Annotated in this window: 14 protein-coding genes and 1 riboswitch; of the genes, 6 read left to right on the plus strand and 8 right to left on the minus strand. The window is 71.5% G+C overall.

All coding sequences use genetic code 11. The annotated features are described in order from the left end of the window. Positions 1 to 79: 79 nt before the first annotated feature. The 5 genes from VDQ83_RS05025 to ilvC all read right to left on the minus strand — a co-directional run bounded on the left by VDQ83_RS05025 (position 80) and on the right by ilvC (position 5939). Positions 80 to 1639 carry a 2-isopropylmalate synthase gene (locus tag VDQ83_RS05025; RefSeq protein ID WP_263395656.1) on the minus strand — a complete coding sequence of 520 codons (1560 nt, stop codon included), beginning with the start codon at positions 1637 to 1639 and terminating at the stop codon, positions 80 to 82. Next, on the minus strand, positions 1636 to 2742 hold the full coding sequence (locus VDQ83_RS05030; RefSeq protein WP_455434086.1) for a threonine dehydratase: 1107 nt from the start codon (positions 2740 to 2742) through the stop codon (positions 1636 to 1638). The genes VDQ83_RS05025 and VDQ83_RS05030 overlap by 4 nt, the downstream gene beginning before the upstream one ends. Positions 2743 to 2934: 192 nt before the next feature. Then, a complete protein-coding gene (locus VDQ83_RS05035; RefSeq protein ID WP_455434087.1) occupies positions 2935 to 3183 on the minus strand; it encodes an ACT domain-containing protein in 249 nt (82 codons plus the stop codon). Then, positions 3167 to 4888: an acetolactate synthase 2 catalytic subunit gene (gene ilvG, locus VDQ83_RS05040; protein ID WP_455434088.1), complete on the minus strand. Its 1722-nt coding sequence runs from the start codon at positions 4886 to 4888 to the stop codon at positions 3167 to 3169. The genes VDQ83_RS05035 and ilvG overlap by 17 nt, the downstream gene beginning before the upstream one ends. 43 nt (positions 4889 to 4931) lie before the next feature. After that, positions 4932 to 5939 carry a ketol-acid reductoisomerase gene (gene ilvC, locus VDQ83_RS05045; RefSeq protein WP_455434089.1) on the minus strand — a complete coding sequence of 336 codons (1008 nt, stop codon included), beginning with the start codon at positions 5937 to 5939 and terminating at the stop codon, positions 4932 to 4934. Positions 5940 to 6467: 528 nt separating this feature from the next. On the opposite strand from ilvC, the gene VDQ83_RS05050 reads away from it, so the two are divergent. From VDQ83_RS05050 to VDQ83_RS05065, 4 genes are all read left to right on the plus strand, one after another. After that, entirely contained in the window at positions 6468 to 7100 is a 633-nt protein-coding gene (locus VDQ83_RS05050; protein WP_263395651.1) for an ECF-type sigma factor, read from the plus strand. Continuing rightward, a complete protein-coding gene (locus VDQ83_RS05055) occupies positions 7097 to 9838 on the plus strand; it encodes a tetratricopeptide repeat protein (RefSeq protein ID WP_455434090.1) in 2742 nt (913 codons plus the stop codon). Before VDQ83_RS05050 ends, VDQ83_RS05055 begins: the two co-directional genes overlap by 4 nt. 372 nt (positions 9839 to 10210) lie before the next feature. After that, positions 10211 to 11188 (plus strand): helix-turn-helix domain-containing protein, encoded by a 978-nt coding sequence (locus tag VDQ83_RS05060; RefSeq protein WP_455434091.1) that lies wholly within the window; start codon positions 10211 to 10213, stop codon positions 11186 to 11188. A 173-nt stretch (positions 11189 to 11361) separates the two neighbouring features. Beyond that, positions 11362 to 12141 carry an AfsR/SARP family transcriptional regulator gene (locus VDQ83_RS05065; RefSeq protein WP_455434092.1) on the plus strand — a complete coding sequence of 260 codons (780 nt, stop codon included), beginning with the start codon at positions 11362 to 11364 and terminating at the stop codon, positions 12139 to 12141. 280 nt (positions 12142 to 12421) lie between these two features. Here VDQ83_RS05065 and VDQ83_RS05070 read toward each other — a convergent pair whose 3' ends face one another. After that, positions 12422 to 12739 carry a hypothetical protein gene (locus VDQ83_RS05070; protein WP_455434093.1) on the minus strand — a complete coding sequence of 106 codons (318 nt, stop codon included), beginning with the start codon at positions 12737 to 12739 and terminating at the stop codon, positions 12422 to 12424. Positions 12740 to 13012: 273 nt separating this feature from the next. Between VDQ83_RS05070 and ggt the strand changes: the two genes are divergently transcribed. Continuing rightward, positions 13013 to 14728 (plus strand): gamma-glutamyltransferase, encoded by a 1716-nt coding sequence (gene ggt / locus VDQ83_RS05075; protein ID WP_455434094.1) that lies wholly within the window; start codon positions 13013 to 13015, stop codon positions 14726 to 14728. 67 nt (positions 14729 to 14795) lie between these two features. On the opposite strand, the gene VDQ83_RS05080 is transcribed toward ggt, so the two are convergent. Then, positions 14796 to 16373: a BCCT family transporter gene (locus VDQ83_RS05080; RefSeq protein ID WP_455434095.1), complete on the minus strand. Its 1578-nt coding sequence runs from the start codon at positions 16371 to 16373 to the stop codon at positions 14796 to 14798. Between the two features lie 466 nt (positions 16374 to 16839). Between VDQ83_RS05080 and VDQ83_RS05085 the strand changes: the two genes are divergently transcribed. Continuing rightward, entirely contained in the window at positions 16840 to 18690 is a 1851-nt protein-coding gene (locus tag VDQ83_RS05085) for a methyl-accepting chemotaxis protein (RefSeq protein ID WP_455434096.1), read from the plus strand. 195 nt (positions 18691 to 18885) lie between these two features. Here VDQ83_RS05085 and VDQ83_RS05090 read toward each other — a convergent pair whose 3' ends face one another. Beyond that, positions 18886 to 19497 (minus strand): hypothetical protein, encoded by a 612-nt coding sequence (locus VDQ83_RS05090; RefSeq protein ID WP_455434097.1) that lies wholly within the window; start codon positions 19495 to 19497, stop codon positions 18886 to 18888. A 139-nt stretch (positions 19498 to 19636) separates the two neighbouring features. Further along, a riboswitch (TPP riboswitch) is annotated at positions 19637 to 19741 on the plus strand. Positions 19742 to 19761 lie beyond the last annotated feature (20 nt).

The raw sequence follows: 19761 nt of genomic DNA on the forward strand, positions 1-19761 counted from the left end.
CGGGACTACCTGGCAGGGACGCTGGGCGAGGGTGGGAACGGAGCAGGGTGCATGGCGACGATGACGGGGGCGTGGCCGCTCAGGCGGCCGCCGTCGCGGCGCCGGCGTGCGCGCCCTGGCGCTGGCGCAGCACGCGGTTGGCCACGTCCAGCCAGGCCAGCGCGCTGGCCTCGATGATGTCGCGGCTGGTGCCGGTGCCGTCGTACTCGACTTCGCCGTGACGCACGCTGAGGTTGGCCTCGCCGCGCGCATCGGCGCCGATGCCGACGCTGTGCACCTGGTAGCTGTCCAGGGTCAGCTGCACGCCGGTGGCGGCGGCGAGCGCGGCGAACAGCGCATCCACCGGGCCATCGCCTTCGGCGCGCTCAGTGACCCGCTGGCCGTCCGGATCGGACAGCTCGACCTGCGCGCTGGCGCGCTGGCCGCGGTCGCTGACGGTCATCGACGCGAGCCGGTAGCCCTGGCTTTCCGGCGCATCCTGCATCATCGCCTGCAGGTCGGCGTCGTTGACCACGCGCTGCTGCTCGCACAGCGCCTTGAACGCCTCGAACGCCAGGTTCAGTTCGGCTTCCTCCAGCACGTAGCCCAGCGCGCGCAGGCGCTGCTCGACCGCAGCGCGGCCGCTGTGGCGGCCCAGCACCATCTGCGAGGACTCCCAGCCCACATCTTCCGGACGCATGATCTCGTAGGTGCCGCGGTGGCGCAGCATGCCGTGCTGGTGGATGCCCGACTCGTGGGCGAAGGCGTTGCCGCCGACGATCGCCTTGTTGCGCTGCACCGGCATGCCGACCAGCCGCTGCAGCAGCTGCGAACTGGCGACGATGCGTTGGGTGTTGATCGCGGTGTCGATCTCGTAGAACGCGTTGCGCACCTTCAGCGCCATCGCGATCTCTTCCAGCGCGCAGTTGCCGGCGCGCTCGCCGATGCCGTTGATGGTGCATTCCACCTGCCGCGCGCCGCCTTCCACCGCGGCCAGCGAGTTGGCCACGGCCAGGCCCAGGTCGTTGTGGCAATGGGTGCTGAAGATCACCCGCTCGGCGCCGGGCACGCTGGCGATCAGCCGCGCGAACATGCCGCGGATCTCTTCGGGCGTGGTGAAGCCGACCGTGTCGGGCAGGTTGATGGTGGTGGCGCCGGCGGCGATCGCCACCGCGGCGACCTCGGCCAGGAAATCCTCCTCGGTGCGGGTGGCGTCCTCGGCCGAGAATTCCACGTCGTCCACGTACTGGCGCGCCAGCGAGACGTGCTTGCGTACCGATTCCAGCACCTGCTCGCGGCTCATCCGCAGCTTGTGCTCGCGGTGCAGTGGGCTGGTCGACAGGAACACGTGCAGGCGCGGCTTGGCCGCCGCCTCCAGCGCGCGTGCCGAGATCTCGATGTCGGTGGCCAGGCAGCGCGACAGCACCGCCAGGGTCGGCTCGCGCAGTTCGCGGCCGATCAGCGCCATCGCCTCGCGGTCGGACTGCGAACTGGCCGGGAAGCCGGTCTCGATGATGTCCACGCCCAGCTCGGCCAAGGCGCGGGCCATGACCAGCTTCTGCGGCGGGGTCATGCTGCAGCCGGGGGATTGCTCGCCGTCGCGCAGGGTGGTGTCGAAAATGCGAATGCGGGGGGTCTGGGAAGAAGACGAAGTGTTCACCAGATGGTTTCCTCTACGGCGGCGGTGGCTGGCGGATGGGGTGGCGTGGGCATGGGACGGCGTGGAGCGGGCGGAGCGGCGGCGAGCTGGCTGCGAAGTCGCTCGGTGTTGCGGCGGCGCGGCTTGCGCGGCGTGCGCGGGCGCACCTCCGACAGCAGCGTCGCCAGCACGCCGGCGTCGATGTTGCCGCCGGACACCACCGCGCACTTGCGCTTGCCGGAGACGCGGCGGCCGGCGGCCAGCGCCAGCGCGCCGGCGCCCTCGGCGATGACGTGCTCCTCCAGCGCCAGGCGCACCAGCGTCTCGCGCAGTTCCGCCTCGCGCACGATCACCACGTCGTCGAGCAGGCTGGCGCACAGCCGGCGGGTGATGAACCCGGGGATTTTAACCTTGACGCCGTCGGCCAGGGTGGGCACCGGGTCCACGGCGCGGATATCGCCGCGGATCGCCCGCGCCATCGAATCCACGCCTTCGACCTGCGCACCGACGATGCGCACGCCCTGCGAGCGCAGCGCCAGGGCCACGCCGGCGGCCAGGCCGCCGCCGCCGATCGGCACGATCACCACGTCCGGCGCATGCGCGGCCAGCTCGATGCCGACCGTGCCCTGGCCGGCGATCACGTCCGGGTCGTCGAACGCGGACAGGAAGCGGTAGCCGTTCTGCTCGGCCAGCTCGCGGGCGAAGGCGAAGGCCTCGTCGTAGCTGTTGCCGTGCTGGCGCACGGTGGCGCCCCAGTGCGCGACGCCGGCGATCTTGGTCTGCGGCGCGCCGTGCGGCATCACCGTGATCGCCTGCACGCCCAGCCGGTGCGCGGCCCAGGCCACGCCCTGCGCATGGTTGCCGGCCGAGGCGCAGATGATCGTGCGCTCGTCGCCCCGCTCCAGCCCGGCCAGCAGCGCGTTCAGCGCGCCGCGCACCTTGTAGGACCCTGTGCGCTGCAGGTTCTCCAGCTTCAGCCACACGCCGAAGCGCTCGGCGTAATGCACCGGCGTCGGCGGCAGGTAACGGCGCAGCCGCGCCTGCGCGGCCAGCACGTCGGCGACGCTGACCGCTACGTCGCCTACGTCCGGTTCCTGCGGGGCGGGGCGGCCGGGGTCAGGCATGGGGCTGTTGCGGCTGCGGGACCGGGGACCGGGGACCAGGGACCCGGAAAAGCGGGTTGGCGCGAAGAAGCGACCTCCATGGAAGAAGGCCCCTCCGCGGGCGAGCGGAAGCTTGCGGACGGCGCGCGACGCACGAGGCGCCGGCAATGCCCATCCCGGGTCCCCGGTCCCCGGTCCCTGGTCCCGTGCGCCTCACGGCACCCCATCCAACGCAGTCACCCGCACCGACTCGCAGTCGTACACCTTCTCCATCTGCAGGCGCAGGCTCTCGCCGGGGCGAGTGCCGTCGACCACCATCTGCAGGTGCCAGCGGCCGGCGTCGTCGGCCACCGGCGCGCCGGTGATCGACAGCGGCGCGAAGCCGCGCCGCTCGGCCATGCCGATCGCGCGCAGCAGCGCGCCTTCGGCCGGCTTCAGCACCAGGTCAAGCTGGTATCGCATGGGGGGTCTCCTGGCGCTGGGTCGCGGGATTGCTTTCCAGCATGGTGCTGTTGGCGGTGTTCGGCGGCACCAGCGGCCACACGTTGGCGCGCGCGTCGATGGCCACGTGCAGCAGCGCCGGGCCCGGCTGCGCCAGCAGTTCGGCCAGCCCGTCCTCGACCTGGCCGCGCGCGGTGATGCGCTTGGCCGGGATACCGAACACCTGCGCCAGCGCGGCGAAATCCGGGTTGTCGGACAGGTCGATCTCGCTGTAGCGCTCGGCGAAGAACAGTTCCTGCCACTGCCGCACCATGCCCAGCGAACTGTTGTCCAGCAGCACGATCTTCACCGGCAGCTTGCAGCGCGCGATGGTGACCAGCTCCTGCACGTTCATCATGAAGCTGCCGTCGCCGCTGACCAGCACCACGGTGCGGTCCGGGCAGGCGAACTGCGCGCCCATCGCCGCCGGCAGGCCGAAGCCCATCGTGCCCAGCGCGCCGCTGGTCAGGTGGTTGCGCGGATGGTTGAAGCGGCAATGTTGCGCGACCCACATCTGGTGCTGGCCGACGTCGCAGGCGATGATGGTGTCGGCCGGGGCCAGCTCGCTCAGCCGCTTCAGCAGGCCGGGCGCGTAGATGTCCTCGCCCGGCGCGTCGTAGCGGGCGCCGAACTTCTCGCGATGGCCGATGCAGCGCGCGTGCCACGCCTCGCAGGTGCTGGTGGCCGTGCACAGGGTGCGCAGCGCTTCGGCCACGTCGCCGGGCACCGCGATGTCGGCATGGCGCAGCTTGGAGATCTCGCAGGCATCGGCGTCCAGGTGGATGACCCGCGCGAACGGGGCGAACTCGGCCAGCTTGCCGGTGGCGCGGTCGTCGAAACGCGCGCCGACCACGATCAGCAGGTCCGATTCCTGCACCGCCATGTTGGCGGCGCGGGTGCCGTGCATGCCGAGCATGCCCAGGTAGTGCGGATGCCCGTGCGGCAACGCGCCCAGCCCACGCAGGGTCAGCACGGTGGGGATGCGGGTGCTGTCGACGAACTGGCGGAACGCGTCCACCGCGTCGGCCAGGGCGATGCCGCCGCCGCCGTAGATGACCGGCTTCTCGGCGCCGGCGATCGCCGCCAGCGCTTCGGCCAGGGCCTCGGCGTGCGGCGACGGCGGCACCGGCACTTCGGCCGGCACGTGGTCGGGCAGGTGCGAGGCGTCGCCCAGCTGCACGTCCTTGGGCAGGTCGATCAGCACCGGCCCTGGACGCCCTTCGCGGGCGATGCGGAACGCGTCGCGCACCACCTGCGGCAGGTCGTCCACGCGGCGCACCAGGAAGCTGTGCTTGACGATCGGCAGGGTCAGCCCGAACACGTCCAGTTCCTGGAACGCATCGGTGCCCAGCAGCGGGGTGGCGACCTGCCCGGTCAGGCAGATCATCGGCACCGAGTCCAGCATCGCGTCGGCGATGCCGGTGACCAGGTTGGAGGCGCCCGGGCCGGAGGTGGCGACGCAGACCCCGACCCGGCCGCTGGCGCGGGCGTAGCCGTTGGCGGCCAGTGCCGCGCCCTGCTCGTGGCGGACCAGGATGTGCTTGAGCTGGCTGTCTACCAGCGCGTCGTAGAACGGCATGATGGTGCCGCCCGGATAGCCGAACAGCGTGTCCACGCCTTCGGCTTCCAGGGCCTGCGTCAGCCAGCGCGCGCCGTTGCGGGGCGTGCCGTGAGCGGAGGAGTTCATACGGTGGCGACCTTTCGGTGAAAGCGGGTGGGGGAGCCGCGGATTACGCGGCTTGCTGGCCGGTGGCCGGCTTGGCGGCAGCCGCCTCGCCGTTCAACCAGACCATCTTGGCGCGCAGCTGCTTGCCGACCACTTCGATCGGGTGCTCCAGGTCGGCCTGCTTGAACTTGTTGTAGTTCGGCAGACCGGCTTCGTATTCGGCGACCCAGTTCTTGGTGAAGGTGCCGTTCTGGATGTCGGTCAGCACGTCGCGCATGCGCTCCTTGGTGGCCGCGTCGATGACCCGCGGGCCGCTGACGTAGTCGCCGTACTGCGCGGTCTCGGAAACGAACTCGAGCATGCGGGTGATGCCGCCTTCGTAGAACAGGTCCACGATCAGCTTCAGTTCGTGCAGCACTTCGTAGTAGGCGATTTCCGGCTGGTAGCCGGCTTCCACCAGCACTTCGAAACCGGCCTGGACCAGCGACGAGGCGCCGCCGCACAGCACCGCCTGCTCGCCGAACAGGTCGGTCTCGGTCTCTTCCTTGAAGGTAGTCTTGATCAGGTTGGCGCGCGCGCCGCCCAGGCCGGCGGCGTACTCGAGCGCGAACTGCTCGGCCTTGCCGCTCTGGTCCTGGTACACCGCCCAGATGCACGGCACGCCGCGGCCGATCTCGTACTCGCGGCGCACCAGCGCGCCCGGGCCCTTCGGCGCGACCAGCACCACGTCCAGGTCGGCGCGCGGCTTGATCATGTCGAAATGCACGTTCAGGCCGTGCGCGAACAGCAGGCAGGCGCCCTGCTTCATGTTCGGCGCCAGCACCTCGTCGTACAGCGTCTTCTGCACCATGTCCGGGGTCAGCACCGCGACCAGGTCGGCGTCCTTGACCGCCTCGGCGGGGCTCTTGACCACGAAGCCGTCGGCCTGCGCCTTGGCTTCGGTCGGGCCGCCCGCGCGCAGGCCGACAGTGACGTCGAAGCCGGACTCGCGCAGGTTCAGCGCGTGCGCGCGGCCCTGGCTGCCGTAGCCGACGATGGCGATCTTGGTGGTGGGCTGGGCGGAACTGGTCATGGGGCGGATTTCCTCGGGACGGTGTGGGTAGGAAGGGGTTTGCGTTTCGCGGTTACTAAAATGAAAAACCCCGCGCCGTTGCCGGTGCGGGGTCTGATCGAATCCAGGCTGCTTGTCGCTTACACGCCGGTTCGTCCCGCACTTGTGGGCGAGGTAATAAGCACGAGTACGAGGAGCGACGCGGCGGCGTCCGCGCGCAGCGCGGCGGGCAGGCGGGTCGGCTTCGGGCTGGTGTGGCGATGCAACATGCAGCGAGATAAACATGGGCTTTGCGGCACTGTCAACCCCGTCGCCGATGCGCGCTGGCGAATGTGCCGAAAGCCGCACCAGGACAGCATCGTTACGCCTGAAACGGTGCTCCGGCACAGCGCACGCGTGGCCGATTGCGCGGAATATCCGCTCCGGGCGCGCTTCGCTGGGGCATGCCATCCGGCGTCAACAGGCGGTCGCGATCCTGCGGTAATCTGGCGCCGCTCCTGCCATGCGGTCGTCGGCAGGCCGCCCTTTCCCGTTCGACGAATCCGGCGCATGCACTCCGAACCTCTTCCCGTGGCTGTCGCGCGCAAGGCCTCCGCGTCGGCGGTGGCCGACAGCGAGCAGGTCACCCGCCTGCTGCAGCGCTGGCGCGGCGGCGACGCCCAGGCCGAGGCGCAGTTGCTGGAGCTGGTCTATGCCGCGCTGCGCGACATGGCCGCCGCGCGCATGGCCGCGCGCCACGACGATGCCTTGCTGCAGCCGACCGCACTGGTCCACGAGGCCTTGCTGCGCATGCTCGACGCCAACGTGGAATACCGCGACCGCGTGCATTTCTTCGCCCTGGCCTCGTTGAAGATGCGCGCGGTGCTGGTCGACTACGCGCGCGCCAACCTGGCCGCCAAGCGCGGCGGCGGGGCGATGATGATGACCCTGTCGCATGCCGACCACGACGGCGCCGCGGCCAGCGAGGAATACCAGGTGCTGGCCCTGCACCAGTCGCTGCAGCGCTTCGCCGGGTTCGATCCGCGCGCGGCGCATGCGGTGGAGCTGGCCTATTTCGGCGGCATGACCCACGACGAGATCGCCTGCCTGCTGGAGGTGTCGGTGCCGACCGTCGAGCGCGACCTGCGCATCGCCCGCGCCTGGCTCAAGCGCGAACTCAGCGCCGAACCGGGCCGCCCATGAGCGAACGCTGGCAACAGGTGCGGCACTTGTTCGAAGCGGTCTGCGACCTGCCGCCGCCGCAGTGGCAGCCGACCCTGGAGCGGCTCAGCCACGATCCGGCGCTGGTGCAGGAGGTGCTGGACCTGCTCGCCGCGCAGACCGTGCAGCTGCAGCAACTGGCCGAGCCGTTGCGGGCGCTGGCCGGGCGCATGGCCGCGCCGGAACTGGGGGTGGGCGACCGGCTCGGCCCGTGGCGGCTGACCCGCTTCCTGGCCAGCGGCGGCATGGGCAGCGTGTTCGTCGCCGAGCGCGCGGACGAGCAGTACCAGCGGCAGGTGGCGGTGAAACTGCTGCGCGGCCTGCCCGACGCGCTGACCGCGCAGCGGCTGGCCGCCGAACGGCAGATCCTGGCGAGCCTGCAGCATCCCAACATCGCGCGCCTGTACGACGGCGGCGCCACCCCGGGCGGACAGCCGTACCTGGTGATGGAGTACGTCGACGGCGTCGCCCTGGACCGCTACCTGCAGGCGCAGGCGCCGGACCTGCCGGCGCGGCTGCAGCTGTTCCTGCGCATCTGCCGTGCGGTGCAGGCGGCGCACCAGCGCCTGGTGCTGCACTGCGACCTGAAGCCCGGCAACGTGCTGGTCCGCGCCGACGGCGAGCCGGTGCTGCTGGACTTCGGCATCGCCCGGCTGCAGGACGCGGCCGACGGCGCCGAGCGCGGGCGCTTCTGCACGCCGCCCTACGCCAGCCCGGAGCTGCTGGCCGGGCAGCCGGTGGGCGTGGCCGGCGACGTCTACAGCCTGGGCGTGATGCTGGTGGAAGTGTTGGCCGGGCAACGCCTGCCGGCGCAGACCAGCGCCGGCGCCTGCCCGCGACCCAGCGCGCTGACGCAGCTGCCGGCGCTGCGCCGGAAACTGCGCGGCGATCTGGACGCGATCGCGGCCAAGGCCTGTGCGGCGGATCCGGCGCAGCGCTATGCCAACGTCGCCGACCTCGCCGCCGATCTGCAGCGCTATCTCGGCCGTTATCCGGTGCATGCGCGCCGCGGCGGACGCCGCTATGCGCTGTCGCGGCTGTTGCGCCGGCGCTGGAAGGAGAGCGCGGCGGTCGCGGCGATGCTGCTGCTCAGCGGCGGCTTCATGTGGCGGCTGCTCGATACGCGCGCGCAGGCGCAGCGCGAAGCGGCGATCGCGCAGCAGGTGAGCCAGTTCCTCACCGCCGCGTTCGATGCCGCCGATCCGCGCAAGCGCGGCGCCCGCGGCACCGAGACCATCAGCGCGCGGCAGGTGCTGGACAGCTGCGCGATGCAGTTGGACCAGGGACTGGCGCAGTCGCCGGCGGTGCGCGCGCGGCTGCGCGCGACGCTGGGCCTGGCCTACATGAATCTCGGCCAGGAAGAACGCGCCGAGGCGATGCTGCGCCAGGCGGCGACCGAACTGCAGAGCGCGCAGGTCGACGAGCCCGCGCTGGCGGCGGCGGCGTGGAGCGATCTGGCGACGCTGCTGGCCAATGGCGAACGCGGCGACGATGCGCAGGCGGCGGGCCGGCAGGCGCTGGCGCTGGCCACGCGCAGCGGCGATCTCGATGCGCTGGCCAAGGCGACCAATGCGCTGGGGCTGGGCCTGCACCGCGCCGCGCGCTATGCCGAGGCGCAGGCCATGCTGCAGCGCTCGCTGGCGCTGCGCCGGCAGCCCGGGGTCAAGGTCGATGGCGGCGTGGCCACCGTGCTGCACAACCTTGGCCTGGTGTTCAAGGCGCAGGGCCAGTACGCCCAGGCCGAGCAGTGGTTTCGCCAGGCCCTGGCGATGAAGCAGCGCGAGTACGGCACGCGCAGCGTCGACTATCTCAACAGCGCCGAAGCGCTGGCGCAGTCGCTGGCCGAACAGGGCGCGCTCGGCGCGGCCGCGGCGCAGCTGGCGCAGAACCTGGAGCTGGCGCGCGCGCTGTACGGCGAGCGCAGCGAGCAGGTCGCCAGCGCGGAGAACGAACTGGCCTCGGTGCAGCAGGATGCCGGCGACTACGCCGCCGCGCGCAGCCACTACGCGCGCGCGCTGGCGCTGTTGCCCGGGCTGGGACTGGAGGGCAGCGTCGACCACGCGCGTTACCTCAACAATCTGGCCACGCTGGAAGAATCGCGCGGCGCGCTGGCCACGGCCGAAGCCCTGTACCGGCAGTCGTGGCAGATCCGGCGCCAGCGCCTGGGCGCGGACAATCCGATGACGCTCAACGCCGAAGGCAACCTCGGCCGCATGCTGATGCGCCAGGACCGTCTGGCGGAAGCCGAGCCGCTGCTGACGCGCGCCGCCGACGGCATGGCGCGGCTGTACCCGGCCGATCATCCACGGCGGCTGATCCAGGGCATGACCCGGATCGAATGGTCGATGCGCCGCGGCGACCTGACGCGCGCGCGGCGCGAACTGGACGCGCTGCAACCGGCGTCGGGATGGCCGTCGCCGCAACTGCAGCGACGCCGCGACGCGCTCGCCGCGGAACTGGCGCAGCGCGCCGGCGACGTGGCGCAGGCGGTACGCGACTGGCAGCGGCTGGTGCAGGCCAACCAGACCGAACTGGGCGCGGACGCGGTGCCGACGGCGATGTCGCGGGTCGCGCTGGCCGAGGCTCTGCTCGCCGCCGGACGCCATGGCGAGGCGCAGGCGCAACTGCGGCAGGCGCAGCCGGTGCTGACCGCGCAGCTGGCGCCGGAGGCCGACGCGCTGCGTCGCCTGCTCGCCGGCCAGGCGCTGGCGTCGCGCTAGGCGGTTTCGCTGCGCTTTCCACTGGTGAGCGCTGCAAGAACGCTGCCTCGATGCGCGCAACCAACGCCTTTCCACTATTGGCCGATCGAGTTCGCGCCACCGCGCTAAAGCAGCCTTGGCCGGGGTCGGCCATGAGCCGCGACGCAGGTGATCGGCGACCTCCCGTCGCACCGTCGGTTGAAGCGCCAGTGCATGCGATGCCTGCGCAGATTCCATCGGTGCCGCTTCCTGTGACCGGTTGCGCGCAAGGTGAGGGATCACCGTTCCAGGCGCGGCAAGCGCGCGGCGGCATGGCATCGCGATGGCCCGTCGCCGGCAGGTGCGGGCGTACCGCGCAGCGACGACAATATCCGCCCCTGCCGGAGCCTGCCGATGGATCGTACCGACGAACAACCGCCCGCCGCGCCCGACGAGGCCGCCAGCGCCGAACGCATCGCCTATGAGTGGAGCCTGCTCGGCGATCCGCCGCCGGCTGCGGCGCCGCACCTGCAGCGCAAGGCGCCGTTGCCGACGCTGCTGGACGATGCGCGCATCGCCGCCGCATTGCGGCTGATGGAGCGCAACCCGGCCGGGCCGCTGTCGCTGGATGCAATCGCCGGCCATGTCGGGCTGAGCCCGTTCCATTTCCAGCGCACGTTCCTCGAGGCCATGGGCGAGACCCCGAGCGCCTACCTGCGCCGGGTGCGCCTGGACCGCGCGGCGATGAACCTGGCGATGAGCAACACGCCCGTGCTGGACATCGCGCTGACCTGCGGCTATGCCAGCCACGAGGCCTTCATCCGCGCGTTCCAGCGCCAGTTCGGACTGGTGCCCAGCCAGTACCGCGCCTTCGCGCGGCAGGTGTCGGTCGGTCCGGCGCCGGGCGACGCCGAACGCGCCGCACAGGCGCGCGTGGCCCGGCACGGCGGCCAGCGCCTGCTGGCACTGCGCTTCTTCGGTCCGTGGACCGAGGTGGAGGACTATTGGCGGCGCTTCGCCGAGGTCCTGCGCGGGATCGGCGTCGACCCGGATGCGTGCCAAGCGGTCGGCGTGATCAAGGACACGCCCGAGATCACCCCGGCACCGATGCTGCGCTACGACTGCGCGATCGTGGACACCGGCATCGACGCGGGCGGCAGCGCGCTGACCGCGATCGATTTCGAACCCGGGCGCTACGTGTCGCTGCGCCACCAGGGCGCCTACACCGAGCTGTTCCACAGCTACCGCGCGCTGAGCTTCGCCTGGCTGCACGGCGCCGGCGAGACCTTCGCCGCCGACGCCAACGGCGGCTACCAGTTCTTCCGCCAGCCGCCATGGCGCCCGCGCGATGGCCGCCACGACCTGGACGTGGTGCTGCCGCTGCAGGGCTGACCACCGCACCGCAAGAGCGATCAAGCGGCGCCCCTGCCGCCTGGGCATAGTCGCTGCCGAACCCCGGGGCCGCATTGCGGCGCGGGGCGGGATGCCGGTCACGGTTCGTGCCGGTGGGCAGCGCGGGCGACGGCGCATCACGGCAAGGGGGCGGCATGGATCGGCCACACCGAATGGGCCACGACACGGACAGCGCGCCCGGCGCGCTGTGGATGCCGGACGGCGCGTCGACCGTGGACGATGCCGCCGAGGTCACGGCGATCCGCCTGCTCGGCGAGCCGGCGCTGGGCGGCGGCGTGCAGGTGGTGGACCTGCGCTATCGCAAGAGCTGGGCGCTGCTGGCCTACCTGGCGTTGCAGCGGCGCGCGCATCGGCGCGCGGCGCTGGCCTGCCTGTTGTGGCCGACGCTGCCCGAGCCTGCGGCGCTGACCAACCTGCGCCAAGTGGTCGGCGACCTGCGCCGCGCGCTGCGCGCGATCGATCGCGAAGCGTGGCTGCGGTGCACGCGCGCCACGCTGTCGCTGGACCCGCGCGCCAACTGCGACACCGATGCGCTGCAAGCGGGCAGCGCCGGCGATGCCGGCGGCATGCTGCTGGAGGGCATCGAGCTGGACGACTGCAGCGAGTTCCAGAGCTGGCTGCAGGCGGCGCGCGCGCAGTGCGCGGCGTATTCGGCATGCTGGCTGGAACGCCGCCGCGATGCGCTGCTGGCGGCCGGGCAGCTGCGCCCGGCCATCGGCCTGGCGCGGCGTCTGGCGGCGCTGGACCTGTGCAACGAACGCTATGCGCGCGGGCTGATGCGCACGCTGGCCAGCGCCGGCGCGCCCGAGCTGGCATGGCTGGAATTCGAGCAGTTGCAGCGCCGGCTGCGCCGCGAACTGGGCGTGGCACCGGCGACCGATACCGCCCTTCTGGCCGCGGCCCTGCGCGCGGGCATCGTGCCGCCAGGCTGAGCGCTTGCGCGCAACGGCAGACAAGGCTGTTCCGTCGCCAACCCGGTTGCAGGCGACGCGCTAGCAGGCACCATCTTGTGGGAGCGACGTCAGTCGCGACACGCGCGACCGGCCGACGGCGTCGCCCGCTGGCTGGATGCCATCCACAACCTCTCGATATTCCGCCGACCGCAAGCGTTCGGGCGGGGAACGCTGCGGCGTCTTCGCGCGAGCGGAAGGCGGCGCAGGCATCGCATCGCCGGAATGGGCCGGCAAGATCGACGCTTGGCCGCGCGCGTGCTCATGCGGCGCCGCCGGCAGCCGGGCCGTCGCGATCGGTGCCGTGCGTGCGCAGGCAGCGCGCGGCACTGGCTGCGCCGCGGCAATCGGCCGGCACGGCGTCGGTCGCGGGGACGGCATGGGCCGCGCGCGCGACCGGCGCCAGCAGCAGGTCGCGCACATCGGCGCTGCACAGCGGCAGGCCGCTGATGCCGCCGAGCGGTCGTGCCGCGGCAGCGCTCAGGCGTGCCGGCGAGGCGGGCCCGGCGTCGGCGGGCGCCACCGCGGCGGGCAGCAGCATCGCGGCGCCGAGCGCGATGCGTCGAAAGGGGGGGAGCATGGCCGGGTGATCCGCATGACGGCCCCGCGCCGGATGACGCGGGTACGCATGCGGCAGGCATGCGCGATGCAGGGATAGGCCCGCGCCGTAACCGCCACGTAAGCCGCGCGTAAGCGCTGCGTAAGTAAGCATGTCCGCAGGCACCGCCAGTGCCGGTCGCGATGCCGATCCGGCGTCGCATCGTGCCCGGCATCGCCACCGCTGATGCATCGCCGCTGCAGGACGCGGCCGCGTCGGGTAGGGTGGCGCGGTATCCACCAAGGGGAGTTGCGCATGTCCATTCCGACGATCCGCCTGGCGCTGCTGTGCGCCGCGCTCGCCGTGCCGCCGTCGCTGCACGCGGCCGACCGCATCACCGGGCAGCCGTTCGCCACGCGTTCGGAAGTGATCGCGCCGCACGCGATGGCCGCCACCTCGCAGCCGCTGGCCACGCAGATCGCGCTGGACACGATGCAGGCGGGCGGTTCGGCGGTGGACGCGGCGATCGCCGCCAACGCCGCGCTCGGCCTGATGGAGCCGACCGGCAACGGCGTCGGCGGCGACCTGTTCGCGATCGTGTGGGATCCGAAGACGCGCAAGCTCTACGGCTACAACGGCTCGGGCCGCTCGCCCAAGTCGCTGACCCTGGCCGAATTCCAGCGCCGCGGACTGAAGGACATCCCGCCGACCGGGCCGTTGCCGGTGTCGGTACCGGGCGCGGTGGACGGCTGGTTCGCGCTGCACGAGCGCTTCGGTCGCAGGCCGATGGCGCAGAACCTGGCGCCGGCGATCCGCTACGCGCGCGAAGGCCATCCGGTTGCCGAGACCATCGCCTATTACTGGGACCGCTCGGTGCCGCGGTTGTCGCAGTATCCCGGCTTCAAGGAGCAGTTCACCATCGACGGCCATGCGCCGCGCAAGGGCGAGCTGTGGAAGAACCCGAACCTGGCCGACACCCTGCAGCAGATCGCCGATGGCGGCCGCGACGCGTTCTACAAGGGCAAGATCGCGCGCACCATCGACGCCTATTTCAAGGCCAACGGCGGCTTCCTCAGCTACGAGGACCTGGCCAGCCACCACGGCGAATGGGTCGAGCCGGTCAGCACCAATTACCGCGGCTACGACGTGTGGGAGCTGCCGCCCAACAGCCAGGGCATCGCCGCGCTGCAGATGCTCAACATCCTGGAGGGCTACGATTTCTCCAAGATCGCGTTCGGCTCGGCCGAGCACATCCATCTGTTCGCCGAGGCCAAGAAGCTGGCCTTCGCCGACCGCGCGCGCTTCTATGCCGATCCGGCGTTCCAGCCGGCGCCGCTGGCCAGGCTGCTCTCCAAGGACTACGCCACGCAGCGCCGCGCGCTGGTCTCGATGGACAAGGCGCTGAAGGAAGTGCAGCCGGGCACGCCCAAGCAGCTGGAAGAGGGCGACACCATCTACCTGACCGTGGCCGACGCCGACGGCATGATGGTGTCGCTGATCCAGTCCAACTACCGCGGCATGGGCAGCGGCATGGCGCCGCCGGGACTGGGCTTCATCCTGCAGGACCGCGGCGAGATGTTCGTGCTGAAGAAAGATCATCCCAACGGCTACGCGCCGGGCAAGCGTCCGTTCCAGACCATCATCCCGGCGTTCGTGACCAAGGACGGCAAGCCGTGGCTGAGCTTCGGGGTGATGGGCGGGGCGATGCAGCCGCAGGGCCACGTGCAGATCGTGATGAACCTGGTCGATTTCCACATGAACCTGCAGGAAGCCGGCGATGCGCCGCGCATCCAGCACGAAGGCTCCACCGAACCGACCGGGCAGGCCGCGGCGATGCGCGATGGCGGCGAGCTCAACCTGGAGACGGGCTTCTCCTACGACACGGTCCGCGCGCTGATGCGCAAGGGCCACCGGGTGATCTTCGCCGACGGCCCGTACGGCGGCTACCAGGCGATCGCCCGCGATCCGGCCAGCGGCGTGTACTACGGCGCCTCGGAAAGCCGCAAGGACGGCCAGGCCGCCGGCTACTGAGCCGGCGCCGCGGGCTGGCCTGGCGCGCGCGGGCCGGCCGCTGGACGCGCCAGGCCAGCCCGCGCGCTCACTCCTGCGCTTGCGCGCGTTCCGCCTCGCCGCGCGTCTGTTCCTGCGCCGCCTGTTCGCGGGCGATCCATGCCTCGATCATGTGCCGGGTACGCTGCGCGCGGCGGCGTTCGCGGGTGTGCTCGGCGTCCAGCACGCGGTAGAGCGAAACGATCACCAGCACCATCAGCACCGCGAACGGCAGCGCGGCGATGGTGATCATGCCCTGCAGCGCGTCCAGGCCTCCGGCCAGCAACAGCACCGCCGCGATCAGCGCCACCGCCACGCCCCACACCAGCTTGCGCGCCAGCGGCGGGTCGCCGGCCTCGTCGGTGGACATGCTGGCCAGCACCAGCACCGCCGAGTCGGCCGAACTGACGAAGAAGATCGTCAGCAACAGCAACGCCACGCTGGACAGCAGCAGCGAACCGGGCAGGCTGTCGAACAGGGTGAACAGCACCGTCTCGTAGCCGTTGCCCAGCGCCTGCAGCATGTCGACGTGGCCGAACAGCTGCGCCCACAGCGCAGCGCCGCCGAACACCGAGAACCACACGAAGCCGAGCAGGGTCGGGGCCAGCACCACGCCCACCACGAACTCGCGGATGCTGCGTCCGCGCGAGACGCGGGCGATGAACGCACCGACGAACGGCGCCCAGGCGATCCACCATGCCCAATAGAAGATGGTCCATTCGGCCACCCACTTGCTGCCGGAGAACGGCGACATGCGCAGGCTCATCGTCACCAGCTGGTTGAGATAGGAGCCCAGCGTGGTGGTGAAGGCGTCGAAGATGAAGCCGGTCGGGCCCAATACCAGCACCGCGGCCAGCAGCAGCGCGGCCAGCGCCAGGTTGAAGTTGGACAGCCACTTGATGCCGCGCTCCACGCCGCTGGCGGTGGAGGCCATGTACAGCACGAAGGCCACGGCGATGATGCCCATCTGCACGGGGATGCTCGCCTGCACGCCGAACACGCGGTGCAGGCCGGCGGCGATCTGGATCGTGCCGAAGCCCAGCGTGGTGGCCACGCCGATCGCGGTGGCCACCACCGCGGCGATGTTCACGGCGTGGCCGAACCAGCCGCGGTGGTGGCGGCCGATGACCGGCTGCAGCATGTCGCTGACCAGCCCGCGGCCGTTGCGGTTGTACTGGAACCAGGCCATCGCCAGGCCGATCAGCGCATAGATCGCCCAGGGATGCAGGCCCCAGTGGAAGAACGCGTAGCGCATCGCCGCGCGTGCGGCCTCCATGCTCTCCGGTGCCAGCCCTTCCGGTGGCTTGAGGAAATGCGAGATCGGCTCGGCCGCGCCCCAGAACACCAGGCCGATGCCCATGCCGGCGGCGAACAGCATCGACAGCCAGCTGGCGCGCGAGAAGTCCGGCTCGGCGTCCTCGCCGCCGATGCGCAGATGGCCGAAGCGGCCGAAGGCCAGATACAGCATGAAGGCCAGGGTCAGGAACACCACCAGCAGGTACATCCAGCCGGCGCCGCGGATGACCTGGGCCAGCGCCGCCTGCACCACGTCGTCGAACGGGCCGGGCGCGAGGCCGGCGATCAGCACCAGCAAGGCCACCAGCGCGATGGAAATACGGAACACCATGAAGGAGCGTCTCCGATCAAGAATCGAGAGAGGGAGCGTGCCGGCCTCGCAGCGATGCGCAGGCGCGAGCGGCACGCAGCGGTTGCCGGTCTGCAAGCGTTGCGGCGGCAGTGAAGGGCAACGCAGGAACGAAGCAGGCAAGGGTACCGGGCGGATCGTCACGGTGCCGTTATGGCGCGATCCGCTGCGCATGGCGTGAGCGTGCTTCATGCCGCCCATGCAGAAGTATCGCCAGAGCATACCGCCGACCGACGCATCTCGGGCTGAACCTGGGAATCGCCACGACCTCCGCCGCCGTGCGCGTCCCCGGACGGTCTTCGCCGCCGCGAAGAGTGCGACAGACGGGAACGGGCGGGGCGGCGGCCGGCACCTGAACGAGCATGACGCCGGTCGCGCTTGCGCGCATGCCCTCAGGTTGCGCGGTGGCGGCCGATACCATGGCGTGGAATTCCTGGAGGGGAAGACGATGTCGTTGTTCACACGCAGTCCGGATGCTGACGCCGGACACGCCGCGGCCTTGCCGGATGCGCCGGTGGCGCTGCTGCGGCTGGACCCGCAAGGGCGGATCGCCGCCGCCAATCGCGCCGCGCTGGACCTGCTCGGAGTACACGCGGACGGCTTGATCGGCGAACCCTGCGACGCGGTGTGGGGCCTGCCGCTGGCATCGCTGGCCGGCGCCGAAGGCAGCTGGCTGGCGTCGGCGGACGATCCGGCGCGGCGCGTGCGCTACCAGCGCGATCGCGACGGCGACGGCTGGCTGCTGTCGCTGCCGCATCCGGAGACCGCCGCGCTGCTGCGCGACGTGGCCCTGCTCGGCGCCGGGCAGGCGCAGGGCGCGACCAGCCCGGCGCTGCAGGCGCTGGCGCAGCGGCTGCAGGCCGGCGCCGAAGCGCAGGCGCTGCTGGAGCGCGTCGGCGAGCGCCTGACCGGCTGCGACCTGGACCTGGGCCTGAGCACGCCGCTGTCCGCGCAGGACACCGAGGCGATGGCCGGGCGGCGCCTGTCGGCCGGGTTCGGCAACTTGGCCGAGGCGATCCGCCAGGCGGTGGCGCTGTCGCTGCAGATCGCCGCCGACGTGCCGCACGTGGTCGCCGAGAACGAGGAGCTGGCGCAGCAATCGCAGACCCAGATGGAGGCGTTGCAGACGGTGGTGGCGACCACCCGGCGGCTGCTGCAGGGCCTGCAGGAGATGGACCAGGAACTGCGCGCGGTGATCGCGGTGGCGGCCAGCGCCGACGACAGCGCGCGCCAGGGCGTGGAGGCGGCGCGCACGCTGGGCCAGGCCATGCGCGAAGTGGAGCGGCGTTCGGCGCGCGCCACCGAGGTCATCGAGGTGATCGACGCGGTCGCCTTCCAGACCAACATCCTCTCCATCAACGCCAGCATCGAGGCGGTGCATGCCGGTGCCGCCGGGCGCGGCTTCGCCGTAGTCGCCAGCGAGATCCGGCGCCTGGCCGAACGCGCCGCCGCCGCCGCGCGCGACGTGCGCACCATCATCGGCGAGACCGGCAGCGCGTTGAACGACAGCGCCGCCTCGGCGCAGCGCACCGAGCAGGTGCTCGGCGGCATCGGCCAACTGCTGGGCCGCGCCAGCGCGGCGATGGAGACCGTGGCCACCCGCGTCGCCGCGCAGAGCGAGGAAATCGGCGGCATCGACCGCGCGGTCGAGCACGTGGTCGGGCTCAGTCGCAGCAATCTGGAGCATGTGGCGCAGGTGGTCGAGCGCAGCGCGGCGTTGGCCGCGGGCAGCGCCACGCTGCACGACTGCGTGGGCCTGTTCCGGCTGCCGGCCGATCCGATGCAGCAGCCGCGCCACGCGCGCATCCGCGAACTGGCGACGGCCACCGCCGGCAGGATCGGGCAGGCGCTGGCCGAGGCGATCTCACGCGGCCGCATCGGCGAGGAGGCGTTGTTCTCCACCGACTACACGCCGATCGCGGGCATCGATCCGCCCAAGTACCGCACCGCCTTCGACGCGCTGTGCGACGAACTGCTGCCGCCGTTGCAGGAACCGCTGCTGGCCGCGCATCCGTGGATCGTGTTCGCGATCTGCGCCACTGCGGACGGCTACGTGCCGACCCACAATCTGCGCTTCAGCCAGCCGCTGAGCGGCGACCGCGCCCGCGACCTGGTCGGCAACCGCACCAAGCGCATGTTCACCGACCGGGTCGGGCGCAGCGTCGGCCGCCACACCCAGCCCTATCTGCTGCAGGTGTACCGGCGCGACACCGGGCAGATCCTGTTCGACCTGTCGGTGCCGGTGTACGTGCGCGGCCGCCACTGGGGCGGCTTGCGCGTGGCCTACGTGCTGGAGTGAGCGCCGCGCGCGGACGCCGGACAAAAAAAAGCCACCGGCATGACCGGTGGCAGGGAGAGAGAGTCGTCGTTCTTGTGGGGCCCAGGCTACGCCCGGCAGTTCGCCGTGGTGTGCCGCAAGGCGCTGCGCGCGTGGCGGCACTGACAAGAAGCGGACCCGGTTGTGCGCCGATTCAGCCGGCCGCCACGCGCAGGCTCAACGCAGCGGCGAGCGGCCTTCCCAGAGTTCGCCGCAGACGCTGTCGATGTCGAGCGCGTCGTCCTCCAGCACGGCCTCGACGAACGCCTCGCGCGCTTGCTGCGGAGTCATGCCGTCGCTGAAATCGCGCGCGATGCGCGCGTCCGCCGGCAGGCTCAGGACATTGGACACCGGCGCGACCAGGTCGGCCTCGAAACCGCCGACGAACGCGAAGGTGTGCGCGTCTTCGAGCAACGCGCCCACGCGGGCGTGCCCGGCGCAGCCGAACATGCGATCGCCGTAGGACAGGCCGACCAGGGTCTGGCAGTCCAGGTCGCCGAGCACGTAGATGCCGCCGTTGCCGATGACCGCGCGGGCGCGCAGCCGCCCGGCGACGATCAGGCTGGCGATGTCGTTGACGAACAGGATGTCGCACTCCAGGTCGCCCAGCACCACCAGCACGTTTTCCTCGATCTCCAGCGCGCCATCGAGCAGCAACGGGCCGTCGCAGGCATCGAAGCCTTCCTCGCCGGCACGGAAGCGCAGCTGCTCCCAGCTCGGCGGGGTGCGTGCCTGGAGTTCGGCGGCCTCGCTGTCGCTCAAGGGGCGGCGTGCGATGGTGGAGGGCATGGTCGGTAGCGTCCGGTCGGGATGGGGGCGCATCATGGCCGGCGGGTGTGACTGCGTCCAGATCGGCGCCAGCGAAGCGGCCTGCGTTCGGCGCATGGCGGGACGGAGTTGGGACGCTGCGCGTTTCGTGCTCTAATCCGTGCCGAAGCGGGGGTACCTGCGGCCACACGGCCGGCGGGTTGAGACAGTCCCTTCGAACCTGACGCGGCTCATACCGCCGTAGGGAAGCTTCGCAGCCATGCCATGCGCCCGGGCTCCGTGCGC

Source organism: Xanthomonas sp. WHRI 7945 (genome assembly GCF_035026585.1).

Bases quoted from the DNA above. Each gene is read 5' to 3' on its own strand.
- VDQ83_RS05030 (WP_455434086.1), bottom strand. From the start codon at position 2,742: ATGCCTGACCCCGGCCGCCCCGCCCCGCAGGAACCGGACGTAGGCGAC.
- VDQ83_RS05035 (WP_455434087.1), bottom strand. From the start codon at position 3,183: ATGCGATACCAGCTTGACCTGGTGCTGAAGCCGGCCGAAGGCGCGCTG.
- ilvG (WP_455434088.1), bottom strand. From the start codon at position 4,888: ATGAACTCCTCCGCTCACGGCACGCCCCGCAACGGCGCGCGCTGGCTG.
- ilvC (WP_455434089.1), bottom strand. From the start codon at position 5,939: ATGACCAGTTCCGCCCAGCCCACCACCAAGATCGCCATCGTCGGCTAC.
- VDQ83_RS05050 (WP_263395651.1), top strand. From the start codon at position 6,468: ATGCACTCCGAACCTCTTCCCGTGGCTGTCGCGCGCAAGGCCTCCGCG.
- VDQ83_RS05055 (WP_455434090.1), top strand. From the start codon at position 7,097: ATGAGCGAACGCTGGCAACAGGTGCGGCACTTGTTCGAAGCGGTCTGC.
- VDQ83_RS05060 (WP_455434091.1), top strand. From the start codon at position 10,211: ATGGATCGTACCGACGAACAACCGCCCGCCGCGCCCGACGAGGCCGCC.
- VDQ83_RS05065 (WP_455434092.1), top strand. From the start codon at position 11,362: ATGGGCCACGACACGGACAGCGCGCCCGGCGCGCTGTGGATGCCGGAC.
- VDQ83_RS05070 (WP_455434093.1), bottom strand. From the start codon at position 12,739: ATGCTCCCCCCCTTTCGACGCATCGCGCTCGGCGCCGCGATGCTGCTG.
- ggt (WP_455434094.1), top strand. From the start codon at position 13,013: ATGTCCATTCCGACGATCCGCCTGGCGCTGCTGTGCGCCGCGCTCGCC.
- VDQ83_RS05080 (WP_455434095.1), bottom strand. From the start codon at position 16,373: ATGGTGTTCCGTATTTCCATCGCGCTGGTGGCCTTGCTGGTGCTGATC.
- VDQ83_RS05085 (WP_455434096.1), top strand. From the start codon at position 16,840: ATGTCGTTGTTCACACGCAGTCCGGATGCTGACGCCGGACACGCCGCG.
- VDQ83_RS05090 (WP_455434097.1), bottom strand. From the start codon at position 19,497: ATGCCCTCCACCATCGCACGCCGCCCCTTGAGCGACAGCGAGGCCGCC.